Origin of the sequence: Corynebacterium sp. HMSC061H03, from assembly GCF_001838215.1 — a bacterium.
GTDB lineage: Bacteria > Actinomycetota > Actinomycetes > Mycobacteriales > Mycobacteriaceae > Corynebacterium > Corynebacterium jeikeium_D.
In genome coordinates, this window is sequence record NZ_KV836061.1 from 107665 (window position 1) to 127696 (window position 20032).

Here is a 20032-nt window from a genome sequence, read left to right on the forward strand (position 1 = left end):
CGCAGGAACGCAAACATGGAGAGAGTCAGAATTAAAAACCCACCGCGGTATATGCCGTGGATTTATGGGCTGGTCATTGTCATAGCCATTGCGGCCAGTCTGGTCGCTGCGGTGGTCTTCGGCTCGGCGGATATCACCTGGTCCACCACGACACAGGTCATTTCGCATCACCTCTTCGGCACCGAGCTCGATGGATTTGTGCCCGCCAGTTCGGACACCATCATCTGGAACCTCCGCGCTCCCCGGGGAGTTCTCGCAGCGATTGTAGGGGCGGGGCTAGCTGTCTCCGGTGTGGCTATGCAGACATTGGTCCGTAACCCGTTGGCAGACCCGTATCTACTGGGCATTTCCGCGGGTGCCGGCGCCGGTGCGACCGCGGTGATCATCTTTGGTGCTTTCTCTGGAAGCCCCATTGCGCCGCTGACATTCGGCGCACTCCTCGGTGCAGTCATGGCCACCCTCGCAGTCGGTGCTTTCGCCACTGCAGGCGGTGGACTGACTCCGCTGCGCTTGGTGCTCTCTGGGGTTGTGCTTTCCGCTGCGTTTTCCGCGCTGAGTAGCTTCATGGTCTTCGCCGGGCCAGACCCTAGGGCCGCGCAGTCTGTGATGTTTTGGATGCTGGGCTCTGTTGCCGGTGCGACCTGGGTGAAGACGCTTTTCCCGCTCATCGTCCTTATCGCAGTAATGTTGTTTTTCCTGGTCAAAGCCCGTCATCTGGATGCGCTGGCAACTGGTGAGAGCACTGCAGCTGCTGTGGGGATTGACGTTTCTCGGCTACGCACGCAGGTATTTGTGCTCCAGGCTGTTCTCGTCGGCACGCTCGTGGCGGTCTCGGGTGGCATCGGGTTTGTCGGCCTGGTGATTCCGCACTTGACCCGCATCCTGGTAGGCGCCACCCACCGCGTTGTCCTACCGGTTGCTGCACTCATGGGTGGACTGTTTCTCATCTGGGTGGACATCATCGCGCGCGTAGTGGGCGGAAGCCAGGAAATGCCGCTGGGCGTAGTCACGGGATTGGTTGGCGCACCGCTCTTCCTCTACCTCATGAGCCGCTCGCACTACAGCTACGGAGGTGCCGAATAAATGAGCGCCCCACAAAAATCTGTACTCTCCGCTAAAGATGTGCGCTGTGACATCGCCGGACGCATCATCGTCAGCGGAGTCAACCTCAGCTTCGGCGCGGAACCCATGACCGCCATCATCGGTGTTAACGGCGCGGGCAAATCCACGTTGCTGCGTGCGCTCGGTGGAATTGCGGAACCGGCCGCGGGCGAGGTCGAGATTAACGGCATATCGATGAGCTCAATCAGTTCGAAGCACCGCGCCCGCGATCTCGCCTTTGTCGCGCAGAACGAGGTCCCACCCGCCGAAATGCGCGTGCGCGACTTTGTCTCCCTCGGCCGCTTGCCCTACCAACGCCTTTTTGGTGGCAACACTGCCGAGGACAATTCTCATGTCGACCGTGCGCTGGCGCTCGTAGGCCTGGAAACGGTTGCACAACGCCTGTGTGGGCAGCTCTCGGGTGGGCAACGTCGTCGCGTATGTTTGGCGCGCGCCATCGCCCAGGACTCGCCAATTATGCTTCTCGACGAGCCCACCAACCACCTCGACGTGCGCCATCAACAATCCGTCCTCCGGCTGGCCCGTTCCAGCGGAGCGTGTGTCATCGCCGCGATCCACGACTTGGACCTGGTGATGAACCACTTCGACCGTGTCATCGTCGTCGCAGACGGCGGTATCGTGGCCGACGGCATCCCCGTAGACGTGCTGACCCGCGACTTCGTCGCCAAAATCTTTCAGGTCGAATCCTGTCAGCTCAATTCTCCCTCTGGCCGCCGCCATCTCGCAATCGATAGCGAGCTGGATGCTGCCACCATCAACTAGGAGTACTCCCTTGAATAACGCACATGCTTTCCGACGTCCCCTGCGTGCCTCAGCAGCTGGTATCGCTGTGGCTGCTCTGGCATTCGGAGCCGCCGCCTGTGGCTCTGATGAGGGAACGCAGGCTTCGTCGTCAGGCTTAACCCTCACCAACTGCGGTGAAGAAGTCAGCTACCCGGGTGTAGCTAAAAAGTTGCTCATCAACGACGGCAACGTCGCCTCGCTGGCGCTAGCTGTGGGGGCTGCGGACGAGATCACGGCAGTGAGCTCTATGGCCTCGCACTTGCCGGTGTTGACCGCAGCTTACGGCGATGAAATTGCGCAAAAGCCAGAAGTTGCGAAGGAATACCCGAATTTGGAGCAGGTTATTGCGGCCGAGCCGGATCTGATGCTGGCGGGCTGGGGCTATGGATTTAGCGAGGATAAGGGTATTACCCCGGAATCGCTTTCCGAGCACGGTATCGGTGCCTACACCCTGACGGAGTCCTGCCGGAGCAGTGCGGAAGGCAAGACAGACCAGGGTAGCAGTGGCGACCCGGGGCACACTCGTGGGCTGGTGGATCCGTGGGAAGCCGTCAAGATCGATTTGAAGAACATCGCTACCTTGACCGGACACGACGGTGAGGGCGACAGGGTTATTGCAGATATAGATAACCGTCTGCAAGCCTTGGATGCCGCGCCGAAGGGCGACAAGAAGCCGGTGGGCTTCCTCTTTGACTCTGCCGGTGAAGCGCCGTTTACCTCGGGATCCTTTGGCGCACCTCAGGGCATCCTGGAAAAGGCCGGCGCGACGAATGCAGCCGAGTCTATTAAGGACACCTGGACTACGACCTCCTGGGAGCATGTCGCGGAGATGAATCCAGACTTCATCGCGCTTGTGGATTACCCAGGTCAGACCTTTGAAGAGAAAATCAAGGTTCTGCGCACTAACCCAGCCACGAAGAATCTAGAGGCGGTCAAGGAAAATCGCTTCATTAACCTGCCGATTGCATTGTGGACGGAGTCTCCGCTGAATATCGATGCCGCAGAGTACGTGCGCAAGGCACTCGAAGAATATGGTCTAATGCCGACGTCGGAGGTGACAACGAAAATGGAGCTGCCATCTGAGCTGCCGGGGCAGGAATACCTGCAGAAGTAGTTTTGACCAAGGCTGTCAAGCACGAACTGACTAACGCGACTAAGGTGGGCATCATGCGAATTGCGACCCTTACCTCCGGTGGAGATTGTCCCGGTCTGAATGCCGTTATCCGTGCAATTGTCCGTACTAGCTCGAGCGAGTACGGCTCAACCGTCGTCGGCTTTGAGGACGGTTGGATTGGTCTTATGGAAGACCGTAGGGTTCAGCTTTACGACGACGAGCGGATTGACCGCATGCTGCTGCGTGGCGGCACGATGCTGGGCACCGGCCGCGTGCACCCGGACATCCTCATGTCCAACCTCGACCGCATCAAGGAAAACCTCGCTGATGCGGGCATCGATGCCCTGATTCCCATCGGTGGCGAAGGCACGCTGAAGGCCGGCAAGTGGCTTTCGGACAACGGGGTGCCGGTCGTCGGTGTTCCGAAGACCATTGATAATGATGTCAACGGTACGGACTACACCTTCGGTTTCGACACTGCAGTGGCCGTTGCCACCGACGCGGTTGACCGTTTGCACACCACCGCGGAGTCCCACCAGCGCGTCATGATTGTTGAGGTCATGGGCCGACACGTGGGCTGGATTGCATTGCATGCGGGTATGGCCGGTGGTGCTCACCACATTGTCATTCCGGAAAAGCCATTCGACATCAATGAGATTGTGAAGTCGATGGAACGCCGTTTCCAGATGGGTGAGAAGTACGGCATCATCGTCGTCGCCGAGGGCGCCACCCCGAAGCCGGGCACCATGGATTACGAAGAGGGCGGTGTCGACCAGTTCGGCCACCAAACCTTCAACGGCATTGGTCAGGTTATTGGTGCGGAGATTAAGAAGCGCACCGGGTACGACGTGCGCACCACGGTGCTTGGCCACATTCAGCGTGGCGGTACGCCTACTGCGTACGACCGCGTACTGGCTACCCGCTACGGTATCCACGCGACCCGTGCGGTCCACGAGGGCGATTTCGGCAAGATTGTTGCTCTCCACGGCGAGGACATTCAGCGTATCGACATCGATGATGCGGTCTCAGAGTTGAAGGTTGTACCTGAGGGGCGTTACCGCGCAGCTGCTGCACTGTTTGGTTAAACGCGTCGGTTAAGCACGAGTTGCTAAACATTTAGGAACATCTTCATAACAAAATAGGCGTACTGCCCGGGTTGGTGTGTCAATCACCAGCCCGGGCAGTATGTTTTATAAGGTTCCAGTTTTTTGAAAAATAGAAACATATTTAGGATTTTCTCGCTATGTGGAAAAGAGCCACAACAATTGCAATGGCCTTTGTCGGCCTAACTGTTGGTGCCGGATTTGCCTCCGGCCAGGAAATGATGCAGTACTTCGTGGCATTTGGCACTAACGGACTGTGGGGCGTGGTACTTGCCTCCGTCGTGATGATTGCCAGTGGTCTGGCAGTACTGTCAATTGCCAGCTATTTGCAGGCTGACGAGCACTCCGAGGTCTTCGACGTAATCACCCGCAATTGGGTTTCGAAGATTCTGGATATCGCCGTGATGATCACGCTGTTCTGTACCGGCTTTGTCATGTTCGCCGGTGCCGGTGCGAACCTGAATCAGCAATTTGGACTTGAGGTGTGGATCGGCGCCGTTATCATGGTGGCACTGACTTTGGGTGTAGGCATGCTGGATGCCGACAAGGTCAGCCGCGTGATTGGCATGATCACTCCATTCATTATCGTGTTCCTGCTTGGGGCCGGTATCTACACTTTGTTCACCACCGATACCTCGATGTCGGAGGCCGCGCAGTACACCACTGAACTGTCGACATCGCTGCCACACTGGTCTATTTCTGCCCTGAACTATGTCGGTTTCTGTGTGATGGTGGCCGTTTCGATGTCAATCGTCATTGGCGGTAGCTACCTGAACCCGCGTGAAGCTGGCATCGGTGGTCTCATGGGCGGCACTATCTACGCAGGTCTGCTGACGCTGGTGACCTTTGCCCTCTTCTTCAAGGTCAAGGACGTTGGCCACGAAGATATGCCGACCCTGGCAATCGTCAATGAAATCCACCCAGTTCTGGGTACCGTGATGGCAATCATCATCTACGCCATGATTTTCAACACCGCCATCGGCATGTTTTACGCGCTGGGTCGCCGTCTCACGCGCAATACCCCGCACCGCTTCCGTTTGGTGTTTATCGTGACCGTACTGGTCGGTTTTGGATTGAGCTTCTTCGGTTTCAAGGCTCTGGTTGGCTCCATCTATCCGGCCCTTGGGTATGTCGGTATCGCTCTCATCGTTGTTCTGTGTGGTGCGTACCTGACTGGCCGTAACAAGCTGATGGAGGAGTCGAAGCGTCGCGGTCGTATCCGTAAGCTCGCACGCCGAAAGATGCACCCGAACAAGAAGTTCACCACCGCCGATCAGAAGAAGCTCGATCGCGCTTTGGCTAACTCCAACATTTCCAACGTCGACCTTCAGGAAAGCGTTCGCGATGACATCGTCGAGGAACTGGTCAGCGACGATAACGTGAACTTCACTGAGGATGACGCCGAGCGCATCGTAGAAAAGGATAATGAGCGCCTGGAAAAGCTCTCCGAAATTGAAGAAGCTTCCGATGAAGAAAACCCTCGCGAGACCGCGAAGGACTCCTTCCCAGGCGAGACCACAGCCACTGCGCCGAAGAAGCTTGCCGGTCAGACTAAGAACGCATTCAAGCGCGTGGCTCATCCTAAGCCGAAGAAAGAAAACTAACTAGCGCGACTGGGCAGCTCGAAAATCTAGGCAGCTCGAAAATAGAAGGCATCGCACCGGTAGGGAAGGGCGATGCCTTCTTCGTATGTGTGCCCCAAGTGCTCGTGGAGATACCAGCGCAAGTTCGCCTCCACTTTGGCGCGTGTGGCGGGCTTGGAACGAAGCCAATAGGAACGGGTCCGTGCCAGCAACACGATGTCCTCGATGGTCAGTGTCTGCTCCCACACCAGGCGTACCTCATCGACTAACTCCAACTCCGGACCAACTTCAGGGTAGAAGCCGGGGCGCAACACGTCACCGGCGTGCATGATGCGGCTGAGCCGATGCACCCACGGTACGGAGACATCCAAGGTGTTCCACACCAACATAGCCACACCATCGGTGCGTAAAACCCGCGCAAATTCTCTACTTGCAGCTGCCGTGTCCACCCAGTGCCAGGTCTGCGCACATGTTGCTACATCGACGCTGTCGGACTCCAGTCCCGTGCGCTCCGCAGTACCTTCCAGGCATTCCGCCGCTGGCACATTGTGCATCAGTGCTTGCCGCATCGCGGTGGAGGGATCGAGTGCCAGCAGGGTGGCATCGCGGTAGACGTCGGCAAGCGAGGCGGTGAGCTTTCCAGTGCCGGCGCCGATATCGGCGACTACCTGTGGGCGCGGTGCAAGGCGGGTAAGCGCTTCGATGACGGTTGGAGGATATCCGGGGCGCACGCGGTGGTAGCCCGAGGCGCCGTCGGCGCTTTCCTGCAGGTCGTCGTCGAAAGTAGCGCCTGCGCGGTGGCGGTCAGCGGCATCGCGGAACGTTGGCGTATCGCGTGCTGACGTCGGTGGAATCGGTGGGTGTTCGTTAACTCCGGGCACGACTTATACCCTAGGGCACGCACGCGGGGCCATCGCTAGTAGACTCTACAAACATGACCGCTGCATACGCTGATGACTTGATGGACTTTGATGAGGTCCTCGAACGTTTTGACCCGGTAATGGGCATGGAGGTTCACGTCGAGCTCTCGACGAATACCAAGATGTTCTCCTCCTCCTCGGCGCACTTTGGTGCCGAGCCGAATAGCAACGTCGATCCCTGCAGCCTCGGCCTGCCGGGCGCGCTGCCCGTGGTTAACCGTCAGGGCGTTGAGTGGGCTATCAAGATTGGCCTCGCGCTGAACTGCGAGATTGCTGAGTCCTCCCGCTTCGCGCGCAAGAATTACTTCTACCCGGACCAGCCGAAGAACTACCAGATTTCGCAGTACGACGAGCCAATCGCCTACGACGGATATCTTGACGTTCAGCTTGACGACGGCACGGAGTTCCGTGTCGAAATCGAGCGCGCTCACATGGAAGAAGACACCGGCAAGCTGACGCACCTGGGCGGTGCCGATGGTCGTATTCACGGCGCCACGCGTTCGCTGGTGGACTGCAACCGCGCAGGTATTCCGCTGATCGAGATTGTGACTAAGCCGATTCTCGGTGCAGGGGAGCGAGCCCCAGAGGTTGCTCGTGCGTACGTTTCTGCACTGCGTGACCTGGTGAAGTCCCTCGGTGTCTCCGATGCCCGCATGGACCAGGGCTCGATGCGTGTGGACTCCAACGTTTCCCTGCGCCCAATTGGCCAGGAGGAGTTCGGTACTCGTACCGAGACTAAGAACATCAACTCCCTGAAGTCGGTTGAACAGGCTGTTCGCTACGAGATGCAGCGCCAGGCTGCTGCGATTACCAATGGCGAGGAGATCGTTCAGGAAACCCGCCACTACCAGGAGACCGACGGTACGACTTCTAAGGGCCGCCCGAAGGAGTCGCAGTCGGACTACCGCTACTTCAACGACCCGGATTTGCCACCGGTTATCGCTCCGCGTGAGTGGGTGGAGGAAATCCGCGCAACTCTGCCGGAGCTGCCGTGGGTTCGCCGCGCTCGCATCCAGGAAGAGTGGGGTCTGAAGGACGAGGAAATGCGCGACCTGGTTAACGCCGGCGCACTCGACCTGATTGTCGACACCGTTGAGGCTGGTGCCGGCCCGGCTGAGGCTCGTTCCTGGTGGGTCGCTTACCTCGCTCAGAAGGCCAACGAGGCAGGCGTGGAGCTGGCTGAGCTCGCAATTACTCCGGCACAGGTCGCCCGCGTGATTGCTCTGATTGAAGAGGGCAAGCTCACCAACAAGCTGGCCCGTAAGGCCGTCGACGGCGTGCTCGCAGGCGAGGGCGATGTTGATGAGGTCGTTGCTGCCCGTGGCCTGGAGGTCGTTCGCGACGACGGTGCTATTGAGAAGGCCGTCGACGATGCACTGGCTGCTAATCCGGACATCGTGGAGAAGTACCGTGCCGGCAACAAGAAGGTTGTCGGTGCCATCGTGGGCCAGGTCATGAAGGCCACCCGCGGCAAGGCAGACCCGGCTCAGGTCAACCAGCTGATCGCGAAGAAGCTGAGCTAGCAACACCGAGCTAGCCTCCCCGAAAGTTAATCCGGGGAACCGCCGGCGGCACCATCGCTCGGCAGTCTGACGACGCGCTCGTCGGACTCCGACGGTTGTGCCCCGGCGGTTTTGTTCGTAGTAGCACCCCAAACTTCAATACCCTGATTCGCTGCGACAGCTGCTACATGCGAGATGTGGCCGAAGTCGCCGTCGACAAGCACCTCAGGGGAACCCTTGACTTCCCACGCCGCGTCGGGCCCACTGTACTGTGGCCCCACCGGCATGGAGATGACCTTCTGCGCGTCTGGGATGGCAATGACCACGCGGTCACCCATCACTGCGCATCCACCGATGGAATCGTTCAGGTCCACACCGCCGAGGGGGCTAATCACAGGGCCGGTGAGCTGAACCAGCTGTGGGGTGCCGTCGAGAATGGCGGTTGCCAACGGCGGCATTCGGTCAGGACCATGGCAGAACTGCTGAAACTCGATGCCTGGATCCCCCACGAGCAATTTGCGCGGGGACAGGGCGCCCGAAGTTCGGTCAAAATAGATACCGAGAATGCCCGGCTCGCTGAGATCCGGAAGTTCGCGCACATCAGCGGTGCCGCCCTCCACGAGGGTGACGCGCGCGATGGTGTCGTCGTCACGCAAAACAAAGACCTGGCGGTCCTCTTCAACCGAGGGACTGGGCAGCAACTGTTTTGCAGGGGCGCCGAGCCGTGCGACCTCACGCGGTGTCTTACCCGGTGCGACAACGGTGAGCGCACCGTCATCGGTGGCGACGAGAGCCTCCCCAGGGCCGATTGCAGCTAGCGCGGTGGTAAGCGGTAGGCAGGCGGCGAGAGTGACATCGTCGAGGTCACAGGGGCCTTTGTCTTTGGCTTTGCTTTCCGTGGTCGGTACCGGGGTAGAGGGCAAATCAGGGGAGGAAAACTTTGGCATGGCAATGCCCGTCGGCTCTGACTTGTCTTCCGTAAACGGCAACTCAAGCGCGTTCGAGGCACTCATGCAGCCGGAAAGAGAGACCATCCCGATGACACCAGCGGCGAGCGCAGCACGACGACGCCGCCCGCGAGCGCGAGCCTGTGCACTGCTGGTGTGGACGAGGTGGAATCCCATAGGCATACACAATACAGCCTCGTTTCACGGCCACGCCTGCGACCAAAAGTGAGGCAGTAGATTTAATGTGGACGATGTGAGCGACTCAGAGAAGTACCCGAACGACCGCGCCCTCGAGAATGTGGAGGACGGATTCGATGACGATCTCGACGTCCCGACCTACCGCAAGCTCGCTGAGCCAATGAACGAAGAAACCAACCGTGATGACAGCGACAACACCGCAACGCAGGTTTTTCCGGGTGTGCCGGAAAAGCGCGTAGCGGAGGAGTCGGAGGCAGACCAGGAAAACCTGCCGCCGGAATCCACCGCTGTATCAGAGACAGTGGCAGAGACAGAGGTCGAGCCGAGCTCGGAACCGGAGCCTGAAGTTCAGGAAGCCCCGAAGAAGCGCTACGACGCCTACGCCGCTGCAGGCCGCACGGCACCTCAGGTGATTAGCCCTGCCGGCAAGCCTTCGCCGCGGGATGAACAGGCTGAAACTGAATTGGCGCCCGCGGCCGATAACGAGTCGGAGGTGGCCCCGGAGTCGGAGGCAACCGAAATCTTTGAGCAGCCGGCTCGTAGTGAGCGCGTTGATTCAGACGAGGATTTCAGCCAGCCGACGCAAGCCTTCTCGGCTTCTGAAGCGGCAGGAGCGTCCGCAGCGGGAGCTACTGCAAAAAAGTCGGAAGCACAGCCAGTATTCGACGATGAGGCGGAGCCGACCTATGACTCTTCACGCAATTCCGCAGCTGAGACTCAGTATTTCGATGAATCGGATTTCGCTGAACCGGCTGCGTCTCGCGATACCGCTGGTGCAGCTGGCGCCGCTGGTGTTGCAGGAGCAGGCGTAGGAGCCGCCGGGGCAACTGCTGCTACGACCACCGCCGCTGCTGACGACGATGAAGACACGGACTTCTACGACGACAACGAACCGGAGTTCCGTCGCGGTACCACTGACTTCGGCCTCCTGCTGCTGCGTCTTGGATTGGGTGCGCTACTGCTGGTCCATGGTCTGACAACGCTGCTCGGCTGGGGCAACTCCGGTGGCACCACTGCGCTGGAGACACAGTTTAGCCAGAACAACTTTGCCCTCGGCCCTGTAATGGCCACTGCCATCCCAACGGTTCAGCTTATCGCGGGTGCCCTGCTTATCTTGGGTCTCGCGACACCGCTGGCCGCGGCGTTGGCGCTGGCATTGTCCGCCTACCTCAGCATGTTTGATGTGGCTACCTCTGCCAATGGTGTGAATATCGTTGGCCAGGACTCCAGTAACCTCCAACTACAGCTGTTGATGACCGCCATGGCGCTTGGCTTGCAGTTCACCGGCCCGGGCCGTATCGGCATCGATTTCGGACGCGGCTGGGCTCGTCGACCACTGGCATCGTCGTGGATCTTCGGAATTCTGTCCATCGCCGCAGCAATTGGCCTGTGGTGGCTGACGACCGGAACGCTGCCGTTTGTTGGCTAAGGCGGCTCGCAGCTGCACAAACAGTCGAGCGACCTAAACTAGGTTCTCGGTTAGGGTCGGGGTACAATGCCCCCTATGCCAAAGTCGAGACACGCACTAAAGACCACCCTCGCGGTGGTCTTTTTCATGTCTTCGATAGGCGCTACAACGTCGATTCACTCACCTTCGACAGCCGCTGCCGGCGAGCACAATGAGGTTGCAGCCTCCGTCTCGTCGGCAAGCGTCTGGCCGACTCATGAGGTGAGTCTGCCGCGCATGAACCTCAACGCCGAAGGGTTGATCGAGACTGACCCGCGCACGCAAATGGCGGTGAGCTACGAGCCGGTGGGCGTGGGGTACAGCAGCCAGGCATCGCAACGCCCGCTGCCGGCGCTATCCCTGATTAAGTTGTATATCGGTCAGTATGTGCTCGAACACGGCACTGCCGACGATGCCGAGCGCGTCGAAAAGATGATTTCGCGTTCCGATGACGATTTGGCCGCCGACTTTTACCGGAAGTACCCGGAATCGGTCGATTCCATTGCGACCGAGTACGGCCTGTTCAACACTTCCGGCGGAGAAAAGTGGGGAGTATCGAGGACCACCGCGGAAGATGTGGTGTCTTTTATTTCCCAGCTTCATCTGAAGCATCCTAATTCTGAGGTGCTCGAGGCGATGCGACACTGGTCGCCGATTGCTGCCGATGGCTATCGACAGAATTTTGGTCTTGCCGGGCTGCCCGGCTCTGAAGGCGCGAAAATGGGCTGGTCCAACCGGCGTTCGTGGCACTCTTCCGTTGTTTTTGGCCCCGGATATGTAATGGCGGCCATTACCGAGGGCGGCAAATATGCACACACCGGGGACGTCGCTGAGGGGATTGCCGACGTCGAGTACCGGGATTTGGTGAAGCCCACGCAGAAGACTGGGCGCAAAGCCACTCTAGAAACGCCAAAGGCCCGTGCGGTAAGCACAGGTCTTTAAGCGGGTTTGATCTAGCTAGTCGACAATGCGGACCGCCCCCTTATCCGCACTGGACGCCATCTTGGCGTATGCGCGCAGCGCCTTGGAGACCTTGCGCGGACGCGGCTTGTGCGGAGTAAAAGGCTTATCGCGCTTGAGCTCCTCATCGCGGCGAGCGGCCAGCTCCTCGTCGGACACCTGAATCTCGAGCCGTCGTTCAGCGACATCGATGTACACCGGGTCGCCGTTGCGGACGAGACCGATTGCGCCGCCGGCAGCGGCCTCCGGGGAAACGTGGCCGATAGACAGTCCGGAGGAACCGCCGGAGAAGCGACCATCGGTGACCAGCGCACAGACCTTACCCAGGCCAGCGCCCTTGATGAATGCAGTCGGGTGCAGCATCTCCTGCATGCCAGGGCCGCCGGAAGGACCCTCGTAGATGACAAAGAGAACTTCGCCCGGCTGCAAGGTGCGGTTCAAGATGACCGAGACAGCCTCTTCTTGGCTCTCTACGACGCGAGCGGTGCCCTCGAAGTGGAACTGATCCTCGCCGATACCGGCGGTCTTCAGGATAGCGCCGTCCTCGGCGATGTTGCCGCGCAGGACACACAGACCGCCTTCCTTCGTGTAGGCGTGGTCGAAGTCGCGGATGCAGCCATTTTCGGAGTCCGTATCCAGGCTCTCCCAACGGTTGGATGTGGAGAACGGCTCGGTGGTGCGCACGCCGCCAGGGGCTGCGTGGAACAGTTCAATCGCTTCGTCAGTGGCCTTGCCGCCGCGGATATCCCAATTGTCCAGGTGCTCCTCCAGAGATGGGGAGTGAACGGAGCGGACACTCATTTGCAGCAGGCCCGCGCGGCGCAGTTCGCCGAGGATGGCTGGAATACCACCGGCGCGGTGGACGTCCTCCATGTAGTAGTCCGAGTTCGGTGCCACCTTGGACAGACAAGGCACGCGGCGCGAAATCGCGTCGATGTCAGAGAGGTCGAAGTCGATCTCGCCCTCCTGGGCGGCAGCGAGAATATGCAGCACCGTGTTGGTGGAACCGCCCATGGCAACGTCGAGCGTCATTGCGTTGACAAAGGCGTCGCGGTTGGCGATGTTGCGCGGCAGCACGGACTCGTCACCATCGTGGTAGTAGCTCTTCGCCAGGTCCACAATCAGTTCACCGGCGCGCGTGAACAAATCGCGACGCGCCTGCTGAGTTGCCAGGGTAGAACCGTTACCCGGCAGGGACAGGCCGAGGGCCTCGGTCAGGCAGTTCATCGAGTTTGCAGTGAACATGCCCGAGCACGATCCGCAGGTCGGGCATGCCGAGCGCTCGATGTCGAGCAGGTTCTTGTCATCGACCTTGTCGTTCGCGGATGCAGAAATAGCCGAGACGAGGTCAGAGCCGGGCTTGACGACGCCATCGATAACAATCGAAGATCCCGATTCCATCGGCCCGCCGGAAACGAAGACCACCGGGATATTCAGACGCAGAGCCGCATTGAGCATGCCCGGCGTGATCTTGTCACAGTTGGAAATACAGACCAATGCGTCAGCGGTGTGAGCGTTGACCATGTACTCGACAGAGTCAGCAATAATCTCACGGGACGGCAGCGAGTAGAGCATGCCGTCGTGACCCATCGCAATTCCGTCGTCGACAGCAATGGTGTTGAACTCACGGGGGACGCCACCGGCTGCGGTTACAGCTTCTGCGACGATGTCGCCAACGTCCTTCAGGTGCACGTGACCCGGAACGAACTGAGTGTAAGAGTTGGCAATTGCGATAATCGGCTTGCCGAAGTCGTTATCGGTCATGCCAGTTGCGCGCCATAGCGAACGCGCACCTGCAGCATTACGGCCGGCAGTGGTGACTTTAGAGCGAAGGGGAATCATGGGGGCTGCCCTTCCTAGATAGGGTGCAAGGTAATTAATTATCCATATTAATCACAAAAAGCCCCTAATGTCTCATTTCATGGTCACTAGTGTCCGCATAATGAGATTTAGGGGCTTTGTGGACTGCTTATATGTTACTCGGCAGAGGCGTCACCTTTAGCCTTGGCACCTTTGGCTTTAGCACCTTTAGCCTTGGCATCAGCCTCAACCTCACTGACCTTCTTCATTACGGAGTAGCCATCGCGGTCGAAAACCTCGACCTTGTCATTTTCCGCCATACGAGCCGAAGCGATCGGATCTGGAATCAGACCGCCAGTGGCTTCCTTCAACTCCGGCAGCGAATTAAAAGAGATGGCCGGCAGGGCGATGCGCTCATCTGACTTGGTTACCGCAAAGGCGCGGCCGCCCTTGTTGAAGAAGATGCCCGCAAAATCGCCCCAGGGCACCGAACGGCGCTTGGACAATAGGTACACCGCAGTGATGCCGCGTGGCCCTACGGTGGTGCGTACTCGGAAAATCCAAAGCGTATAAATCAACGGTGCCAGGAAGGTAATGGCCAGCCACGGGGCAAAACCGGTGGCAATTACACACAGCACGAGCATGAACGCAACGATGAACAGATGCGTCTTCTGTGGGCGAAATCGCTGCGTCGCAATTTTTAGCTGTGGAGTCGAGTCAGTCATGGCCTTTGATTGTAGCGGGTAGTTCGGATTGGTTAATGCGCGGTAGGCAGTTGCGCGTTATTGCGCCCCGGCCGAGTTTGGTTCTGCGTTGTTAGTGGAGTCTGTCGACTGTGATCCGCCAGTGTTCTCGTTGTCGGTGTTGCTCTGGGTAGAGTCTGGCTCGGTGGAGGTGGCGGTCGAAGGTGCGCGGTTCTGCGTGCTCTGAGGCTGCTGTGAAGTCTCGGACGGCTGATTCTGTGATGTCTGAGTCTGCTGTGAAGTCTCGGTGGGCTGCACACTCTGTGTGGTACTAGTCGGCTGGTTCGATGATTGCGGAGCTGATGACTCTTCCGAGTCCTCTTCCTGTGTCGTTACCCGATCGCTCCACCTGCTCGGTGCTAGCCATCCGGATGGGCCGCCCTCGGTCTCGACCGTCATGAGATTCAAAACGCCGAGGACAATTAGGGTTGCCAAGAGCATGATTGTCGAAACGCGAGCACGTCCACCGGCAGAGAGGAATCGCCGGATCTTCTGGCGCGTCGTGAGCGTCTTCCAGTCAGGGTGGCTAACCAGCTTGCGGATGGCATTGTTGCTTCCGCTGTCCTCTTGCTCGCGTCGAGCATCATCGAGGTCAGCACCCGCATGCGGCAGGTCGGATCGCTCGTTCCCGTCTTGCTTATCGACGGTCTGAGTTTCCATCAGTTTGGTTTCTGCGGTATCCGGCTGGGCAGTAGTGTCCGCTACCGCTTCGACAACTTCGGTTGGAGCGCTGTCGCCGTCGTCAAGCTGTTGTTTTTTCTCTTGCTTAGCATCGGCCTGCCTGAGCTGTTCGATCATCGTGTCATCGCGGACATGACCGGTGATTTCTTCGGCGGGAGCAAACGGGGTCTGTTGGGCGCGCTCGCCGTAGTCATCCCACCAAGTGTCGATGACTGCGGCGCGGATGGCGCGCTCGATGAGCCATTGGTCGCCCGGTTTGCAGTCGACAATCAAGCGCATAGTGACGGTCCACGGCAGTCCCATAACCGTTGGCGGATTGAGTTCTGTGGAGGACTGCAATTTGATCTCAGAGAGAACTGCGTCCTTGACGGAGTCCAGTGCGATTGCACGCTTGGCGGCGGCGACAGTGCGCTCTTCCAGGTCCTTAATGGAGCCACCGGCGGTCATCGGTACGGGAACTTCAACAACAGCACGGGACCACTGTGAGGAGTAGTTGATACACATGCGTGCCTCGGAGTTCGGCACGATAATTTCCTCGCCGTTTAGGGTGCGGATGGTGGTGGCGCGCAATGTCATATTGACCACGTCACCCTGCACGGTGCCCGAAGGGGCATGGAACTCAACCCAGTCGCCAATGCCGTACTGCTTCTCGGCGATGATGAACAGTCCGCCAAGGAAGTCGGCGATTACTCCCTGTGCGCCAAAACCAACAGCGGCGGAAACAACCGTCGCGGGGATAGCGGCGGCGGTCAGTGAGATTCCGAATTTCGACAGAATCGCGATGATTAAGACGAAGTATGCAATGACTTCGACGATGTAAACCACAGCGCCAATCAGTGCGCGCCGTCCCTTGGACTGCTCCTCTGAAGAGGAGATGTTTCCGTCCGCAATTGCCAGAACGAAACGTCGGATACGGGGAACAAGAATTAGCAGAATGGCCAGACATGCGATGGCAAGGCCGTTATTGGCCACCCATTGCCATGTCCGTAACAACATGTATTGCAAGAATTCCATGCCATCCACCGTAGGTCGTTCGCCTTAATATGCGCTGAGTTTAAAGGTAAAGAATTATGCATAAAGACGAGCTTTGGACTTGGGGCTTGCGGGGCTTGGGCGTGTAGGGCTCGGGTGTGCAGGCTTGGGTGTCCCCGGGGTCGTGGTCGGAGAGTTTCTGGGTAGAGTGATTCCCAAAGTTGGGGCGGGGTTCTCGTTGGAATCGGGTGGGTGCTCGGGGTGTGATACGGGTGGCGTGTCCAATTGGCGGGATTGACTTCTCACTATGTGGACGTTATGGTCGTATTCAACGTCACATTCGTAGCTTCTTAGCGGGAATGTGAGTTGAGTAGTTGCCCACCATGATCCAGGAGCGAAATCGTGAACGCGCACGAGCAGCACACCCCATCGCCCGCCCAATTCGCGGCCAAGGCGCGTACCAGCGCCCCCGAGCGAATTTCTGGTGCAAAAGCCATTGTCCGATCCCTTGAAGAGCTCGGCGTCGAGGTAGCCTTCGGTATTCCCGGTGGTGCAGTGCTTCCGCTCTACGATCCGATTTATGACTCGGAAAAGCTCCGCCACGTCCTCGTGCGTCACGAGCAGGGAGCTGGCCACGCTGCCACTGGTTACGCGCAGGTTTCCGGCAAGGTTGGTGTCTGTATCGCGACTTCCGGCCCGGGTGCTACTAACCTGGTGACCCCACTCGCGGATGCTCAGATGGACTCCGTTCCGGTTGTCGCTATCACCGGTCAGGTCGGTCGCCCGCTGCTGGGGACTGACGCTTTCCAGGAGGCTGACATCCGCGGTGTGACCATGCCGATTACGAAGCACAACTTCATGGTCACCGAAGCTGAGGACATCCCGCGCGCGCTCGCTGAGGCATTCCACCTGGCTTCTTCTGGCCGTCCAGGTCCGGTTCTGGTCGATGTCCCGAAGGACCTCCAGAATACGATGATCGACTTCACCTGGCCGCCGGAGATTGATCTGCCGGGCTACCGTCCTGTGACGACTCCGCACCAGCGCCAGATTGACGAAGCCGCTGAGATGATTGCTGCTGCAAAGCGTCCGGTGCTCTACATCGGTGGTGGCGTCATTAAGGCTGATGCTTCCAAGGAGCTGGTCGAGTTCGCCGAGCAGACCGGAGTCCCGGTCGTGACCACGCTGATGGCTCGCGGCGCATTCCCGGACTCGCATCCGCTGCACATGGGTATGCCGGGCATGCACGGCAAGGTGTCGGCCGTCGCTGCTCTGCAGAAGTCCGACCTGCTCATCACGATTGGCGCGCGTTTCGACGACCGTGTTACCGGTGATCTGAATTCCTTCGCGCCGAACGCGAAGGTAATCCACGCCGACATTGACCCGGCAGAGATTGGCAAGCTCCGCGAAGTTGATGTTCCCATCGTCGGCGATGCCCGCGAGGTCCTTGCCGCACTTAGCGAGTCCTACACCAAGCTCGGTCTTAGTCGCCCGCAGATTGCCGACTGGCTGAAGCTTCTCGACGGTCTCCGCGACGAGTTCCCCCTCGGGTGGGAAGAGCCCGCTGATGGTGCAATCGCTCCGCAGTTTGTAATTCAGACTCTGTCCGACATCGTTGGCCCAGATGCCATCTATGCCGCTGGCGTCGGCCAGCACCAGATGTGGGCAGCGCAGTTCGTCCAGTACGAGAACCCGCGCACCTGGCTTAACTCCGGTGGTGCCGGCACGATGGGCTACTCAATCCCGGCTGCGATGGGTGCCAAGGCGGCTGCTCCAGAAAAGGAAGTCTGGGCCATCGACGGTGATGGTTGCTTCCAGATGACCAATCAAGAGCTGACCACCTGTGCAATGGAAGGTTTTCCCATCAAGGTTGCCTTGATTAACAACGGTAATCTGGGCATGGTTCGTCAGTGGCAGACGCTGTTCTACGATCAGCGCTACTCCAACACCAAGCTGCGCCCGGAGGATAACTCCTACCTGCCGGACTTCGTCCAGCTCTCCGAGGGGCTTGGCTGCGTGGCGATCCGCGTGACCAAGAAGGAAGATGTCGCGGCGGCGATTAAGAAGGCACGCGAGATTAATGACCGACCGGTGGTTATTGACTTCATTGTCGGTGAGGATGCTCAGGTGTGGCCGATGGTGGCAGCTGGCAAGTCCAATGATGAGGTCGAATACGCCCGCGGTCTGCGCCCGCTGTTCAACGATGAGAATTCAGCAGCTGAGGCCCCGGCTGACATCCACGGCACTGTTGTGGACAACTCCGAGGACGCCGCGAAGCAGCCCGACGCTAACCACCCGTCCATGAAGACCCGCTAATCGGGATCCGAAGCAACAGGAAGTGAGTCCCAAAATGGCTGAACTGCACACTCTATCCGTGTTGACCCTCGATGAGCCGGGTATTCTGGTCCGCATTGCGGGCATGTTCACCCGTCGAGGTTTCAGCATCCAGTCGATTACCTCGGGTGAGACTGAGACCGAGGGAGTCAACCGCATCACCGTCGTGGTTGAGACGGAGACGCTGCCGATCGAACAGATCACTAAGCAGCTGAACAAGCTGGTGCCCGTGCTGAAAGTGGTCCGCCAGCCCCCAGAGACCATGGTGTCGCGCGGACTGCTGATGGTGAAGGTTTCCTGCGACAACACCAATCGTCCGCAGGTAGTCGATGCCGCCAATCTCTTCCGTGCCCGTGTGGTGGACGTTTCTCAAGAGTCTGTCATCATTGAGGCGACGGGTGAGCGCTCGAAGCTTGTAGCCCTGCTGGAGGTCCTCGAGCCGTTTGGTATCCGTGAGCTCATTCAGTCCGGTACCGTCGCAATGGCACGTGGGCCGAAGCCGATGCTCCAGGCCCGCTAACAACTAAACGCTAAGATTTTTAACGAATCCGATTCGAAAAGAGGCTAACTTTAATGGCTATTGAACTGCTGTACGACGACGATGCTGATCTGTCCATCATCCAGGGACGTAAGGTTGCCATCCTGGGCTACGGTTCCCAGGGCCACGCTCACGCTCAGAACCTGCGCGAGTCCGGTGTCGAGGTTGTTATCGGTCTGCGTGAAGGCTCCAAGTCCGCTGTGAAGGCTCAGGAAGCTGGCTTCGAGGTTAAGTCCAACGCAGATGCCGCTGCATGGGCAGACGTCATTATGGTGCTGGTTCCGGACACCACCCAGGCAAAGGTTTACAGCGAGGACATCGAGCCGAACCTGAAGGACGGCGACGCGCTGTTCTTCGGCCACGGTCTGAACATCCACTTCGACCTCATCAAGCCGGCTGACAACATCACCGTCGGTATGGTTGCTCCGAAGGGCCCGGGTCACCTGGTTCGTCGTCAGTTCGTCGATGGCAAGGGCGTTCCGTGCCTGATTGCCGTTGACCAGGACCCGAAGGGCGAGGGCCGCGACCTGGCTCTGTCCTACGCTGCGGCTATCGGTGGCGCCCGCGCTGGCGTTATCCCGACCACCTTCGAGGCAGAGACTGTGACCGACCTCTTCGGTGAGCAGGCTGTTCTCTGTGGTGGCACCGAGGAACTGGTCAAGGTCGGTTTCGAGGTTCTGGTTGAAGCTGGCTACGAGCCGGAGATGGCATACTTCGAGTGCCTGCACGAGCTGAAGCTGATTGTTGACCTGATGTTCGAGGGCGGTATTGCCAACATGAACTACTCGGTCTCCGACACCGCTGAGTTCGGTGGCTACCTGTCTGGCCCGCGCGTTATTACCGCTGATACCAAGCAGCACATGCGCGAGATTTTGTCTGACATTCAGGACGGCACCTTCACCAAGCGCCTGATTGCCAACGTCGAGGGCGGCAACAAGGAGCTCGAGGACCTGCGCGCTTCCTACAACAACCACCAGATTGAAGAGGTCGGCTCCAAGCTGCGCGACCTGATGAGCTGGGTTAAGGTCGACGCTCGCGCTGAGACTGCCTAAGTTTGTTGCTTAAGCGAATCCCTCGCTTGTTCGCGAAGTAGGGCTTCATCACTGAGCTTCACCGCCGTGATGAGGCCCTTTTCGTATCTCTCTTACTAGTTTTCTTTCACTGAACCGTGTGGGGTAGACGTGTGGAATAAACGTCTGAGCTAAAAGCAACTACTGCCAAACGGGTGTAGCCCCAGTCCTATCCGGGGTTCTAATCTGGGTTGAAAGGTCTCCCTCAACAAAGACGT

General features: G+C 58.9%; 16 protein-coding genes. 11 read left to right on the top strand and 5 right to left on the bottom strand.

Translation table 11 applies throughout. The features are described from left to right. Window positions 1-15: 15 nt before the first annotated feature. From HMPREF2787_RS04100 to HMPREF2787_RS04120, 5 genes are all read left to right on the top strand, one after another. Complete coding sequence (locus HMPREF2787_RS04100) at window positions 16-1083, top strand: FecCD family ABC transporter permease (protein WP_371441141.1); 1068 nt, start codon at window positions 16-18, stop codon at window positions 1081-1083. Continuing rightward, a complete protein-coding gene (locus HMPREF2787_RS04105; protein WP_070858468.1) occupies window positions 1084-1884 on the top strand; it encodes an ABC transporter ATP-binding protein in 801 nt (266 codons plus the stop codon). It abuts the gene before it with no gap. A 10-nt stretch (window positions 1885-1894) separates the two neighbouring features. Beyond that, the gene (locus HMPREF2787_RS04110) at window positions 1895-3019 is read left to right on the top strand and encodes an ABC transporter substrate-binding protein (protein WP_070858469.1); all 1125 of its coding nucleotides are present in this window, start codon (window positions 1895-1897) and stop codon (window positions 3017-3019) included. Between the two features lie 53 nt (window positions 3020-3072). Continuing rightward, the gene (locus HMPREF2787_RS04115) at window positions 3073-4104 is read left to right on the top strand and encodes an ATP-dependent 6-phosphofructokinase (protein WP_005509630.1); all 1032 of its coding nucleotides are present in this window, start codon (window positions 3073-3075) and stop codon (window positions 4102-4104) included. Between the two features lie 158 nt (window positions 4105-4262). Next, window positions 4263-5726 (top strand): YkvI family membrane protein, encoded by a 1464-nt coding sequence (locus HMPREF2787_RS04120; protein WP_070858470.1) that lies wholly within the window; start codon window positions 4263-4265, stop codon window positions 5724-5726. A 26-nt stretch (window positions 5727-5752) separates the two neighbouring features. On the opposite strand, the gene HMPREF2787_RS04125 is transcribed toward HMPREF2787_RS04120, so the two are convergent. After that, on the bottom strand, window positions 5753-6586 hold the full coding sequence (locus HMPREF2787_RS04125; protein ID WP_070858471.1) for a class I SAM-dependent methyltransferase: 834 nt from the start codon (window positions 6584-6586) through the stop codon (window positions 5753-5755). Between the two features lie 53 nt (window positions 6587-6639). On the opposite strand from HMPREF2787_RS04125, the gene gatB reads away from it, so the two are divergent. Beyond that, entirely contained in the window at window positions 6640-8148 is a 1509-nt protein-coding gene (gene gatB / locus HMPREF2787_RS04130) for an Asp-tRNA(Asn)/Glu-tRNA(Gln) amidotransferase subunit GatB (protein ID WP_016422487.1), read from the top strand. Between the two features lie 26 nt (window positions 8149-8174). Here gatB and HMPREF2787_RS04135 read toward each other — a convergent pair whose 3' ends face one another. Further along, window positions 8175-9251, bottom strand: coding sequence for a glucose dehydrogenase (locus HMPREF2787_RS04135; RefSeq protein ID WP_246824188.1), 1077 nt, complete (start codon window positions 9249-9251; stop codon window positions 8175-8177). A gap of 76 nt (window positions 9252-9327) precedes the next feature. Between HMPREF2787_RS04135 and HMPREF2787_RS04140 the strand changes: the two genes are divergently transcribed. Further along, on the top strand, window positions 9328-10701 hold the full coding sequence (locus HMPREF2787_RS04140; RefSeq protein ID WP_246824189.1) for a DoxX family membrane protein: 1374 nt from the start codon (window positions 9328-9330) through the stop codon (window positions 10699-10701). A gap of 75 nt (window positions 10702-10776) precedes the next feature. Beyond that, window positions 10777-11661 (top strand): hypothetical protein, encoded by an 885-nt coding sequence (locus HMPREF2787_RS04145; RefSeq protein WP_246824190.1) that lies wholly within the window; start codon window positions 10777-10779, stop codon window positions 11659-11661. A gap of 15 nt (window positions 11662-11676) precedes the next feature. Here the strand turns inward: HMPREF2787_RS04145 and ilvD are convergent, their stop codons facing one another. The 3 genes from ilvD to HMPREF2787_RS04160 all read right to left on the bottom strand — a co-directional run bounded on the left by ilvD (window position 11677) and on the right by HMPREF2787_RS04160 (window position 15899). After that, the gene (gene ilvD / locus HMPREF2787_RS04150; RefSeq protein WP_070858475.1) at window positions 11677-13521 is read right to left on the bottom strand and encodes a dihydroxy-acid dehydratase; all 1845 of its coding nucleotides are present in this window, start codon (window positions 13519-13521) and stop codon (window positions 11677-11679) included. Window positions 13522-13655: 134 nt separating this feature from the next. Then, on the bottom strand, window positions 13656-14204 hold the full coding sequence (locus tag HMPREF2787_RS04155; protein WP_070643907.1) for a PH domain-containing protein: 549 nt from the start codon (window positions 14202-14204) through the stop codon (window positions 13656-13658). A gap of 57 nt (window positions 14205-14261) precedes the next feature. Then, the gene (locus HMPREF2787_RS04160) at window positions 14262-15899 is read right to left on the bottom strand and encodes a mechanosensitive ion channel family protein (RefSeq protein ID WP_246824191.1); all 1638 of its coding nucleotides are present in this window, start codon (window positions 15897-15899) and stop codon (window positions 14262-14264) included. Window positions 15900-16277: 378 nt separating this feature from the next. On the opposite strand from HMPREF2787_RS04160, the gene HMPREF2787_RS04165 reads away from it, so the two are divergent. The 3 genes from HMPREF2787_RS04165 to ilvC are packed head-to-tail and all read left to right on the top strand — an operon-like array spanning window position 16278 to window position 19796. Beyond that, window positions 16278-18188 carry an acetolactate synthase large subunit gene (locus HMPREF2787_RS04165; protein WP_070858476.1) on the top strand — a complete coding sequence of 637 codons (1911 nt, stop codon included), beginning with the start codon at window positions 16278-16280 and terminating at the stop codon, window positions 18186-18188. A 34-nt stretch (window positions 18189-18222) separates the two neighbouring features. After that, window positions 18223-18726 (top strand): acetolactate synthase small subunit, encoded by a 504-nt coding sequence (ilvN, locus tag HMPREF2787_RS04170; RefSeq protein ID WP_048735338.1) that lies wholly within the window; start codon window positions 18223-18225, stop codon window positions 18724-18726. A 53-nt stretch (window positions 18727-18779) separates the two neighbouring features. Next, window positions 18780-19796: a ketol-acid reductoisomerase gene (gene ilvC / locus HMPREF2787_RS04175; RefSeq protein WP_038628558.1), complete on the top strand. Its 1017-nt coding sequence runs from the start codon at window positions 18780-18782 to the stop codon at window positions 19794-19796. Window positions 19797-20032 lie beyond the last annotated feature (236 nt).

Coding starts and splice junctions, on each gene's coding strand:
- HMPREF2787_RS04135 (WP_246824188.1), bottom strand. CDS start 9,251: ATGGGATTCCACCTCGTCCACACCAGCAGTGCACAGGCTCGCGCTCGC.
- HMPREF2787_RS04100 (WP_371441141.1), top strand. CDS start 16: ATGGAGAGAGTCAGAATTAAAAACCCACCGCGGTATATGCCGTGGATT.
- HMPREF2787_RS04155 (WP_070643907.1), bottom strand. CDS start 14,204: ATGACTGACTCGACTCCACAGCTAAAAATTGCGACGCAGCGATTTCGC.
- ilvC (WP_038628558.1), top strand. CDS start 18,780: ATGGCTATTGAACTGCTGTACGACGACGATGCTGATCTGTCCATCATC.
- ilvN (WP_048735338.1), top strand. CDS start 18,223: ATGGCTGAACTGCACACTCTATCCGTGTTGACCCTCGATGAGCCGGGT.
- gatB (WP_016422487.1), top strand. CDS start 6,640: ATGACCGCTGCATACGCTGATGACTTGATGGACTTTGATGAGGTCCTC.
- HMPREF2787_RS04160 (WP_246824191.1), bottom strand. CDS start 15,899: ATGTTGTTACGGACATGGCAATGGGTGGCCAATAACGGCCTTGCCATC.
- HMPREF2787_RS04120 (WP_070858470.1), top strand. CDS start 4,263: ATGTGGAAAAGAGCCACAACAATTGCAATGGCCTTTGTCGGCCTAACT.
- HMPREF2787_RS04115 (WP_005509630.1), top strand. CDS start 3,073: ATGCGAATTGCGACCCTTACCTCCGGTGGAGATTGTCCCGGTCTGAAT.
- HMPREF2787_RS04145 (WP_246824190.1), top strand. CDS start 10,777: ATGCCAAAGTCGAGACACGCACTAAAGACCACCCTCGCGGTGGTCTTT.
- HMPREF2787_RS04105 (WP_070858468.1), top strand. CDS start 1,084: ATGAGCGCCCCACAAAAATCTGTACTCTCCGCTAAAGATGTGCGCTGT.
- ilvD (WP_070858475.1), bottom strand. CDS start 13,521: ATGATTCCCCTTCGCTCTAAAGTCACCACTGCCGGCCGTAATGCTGCA.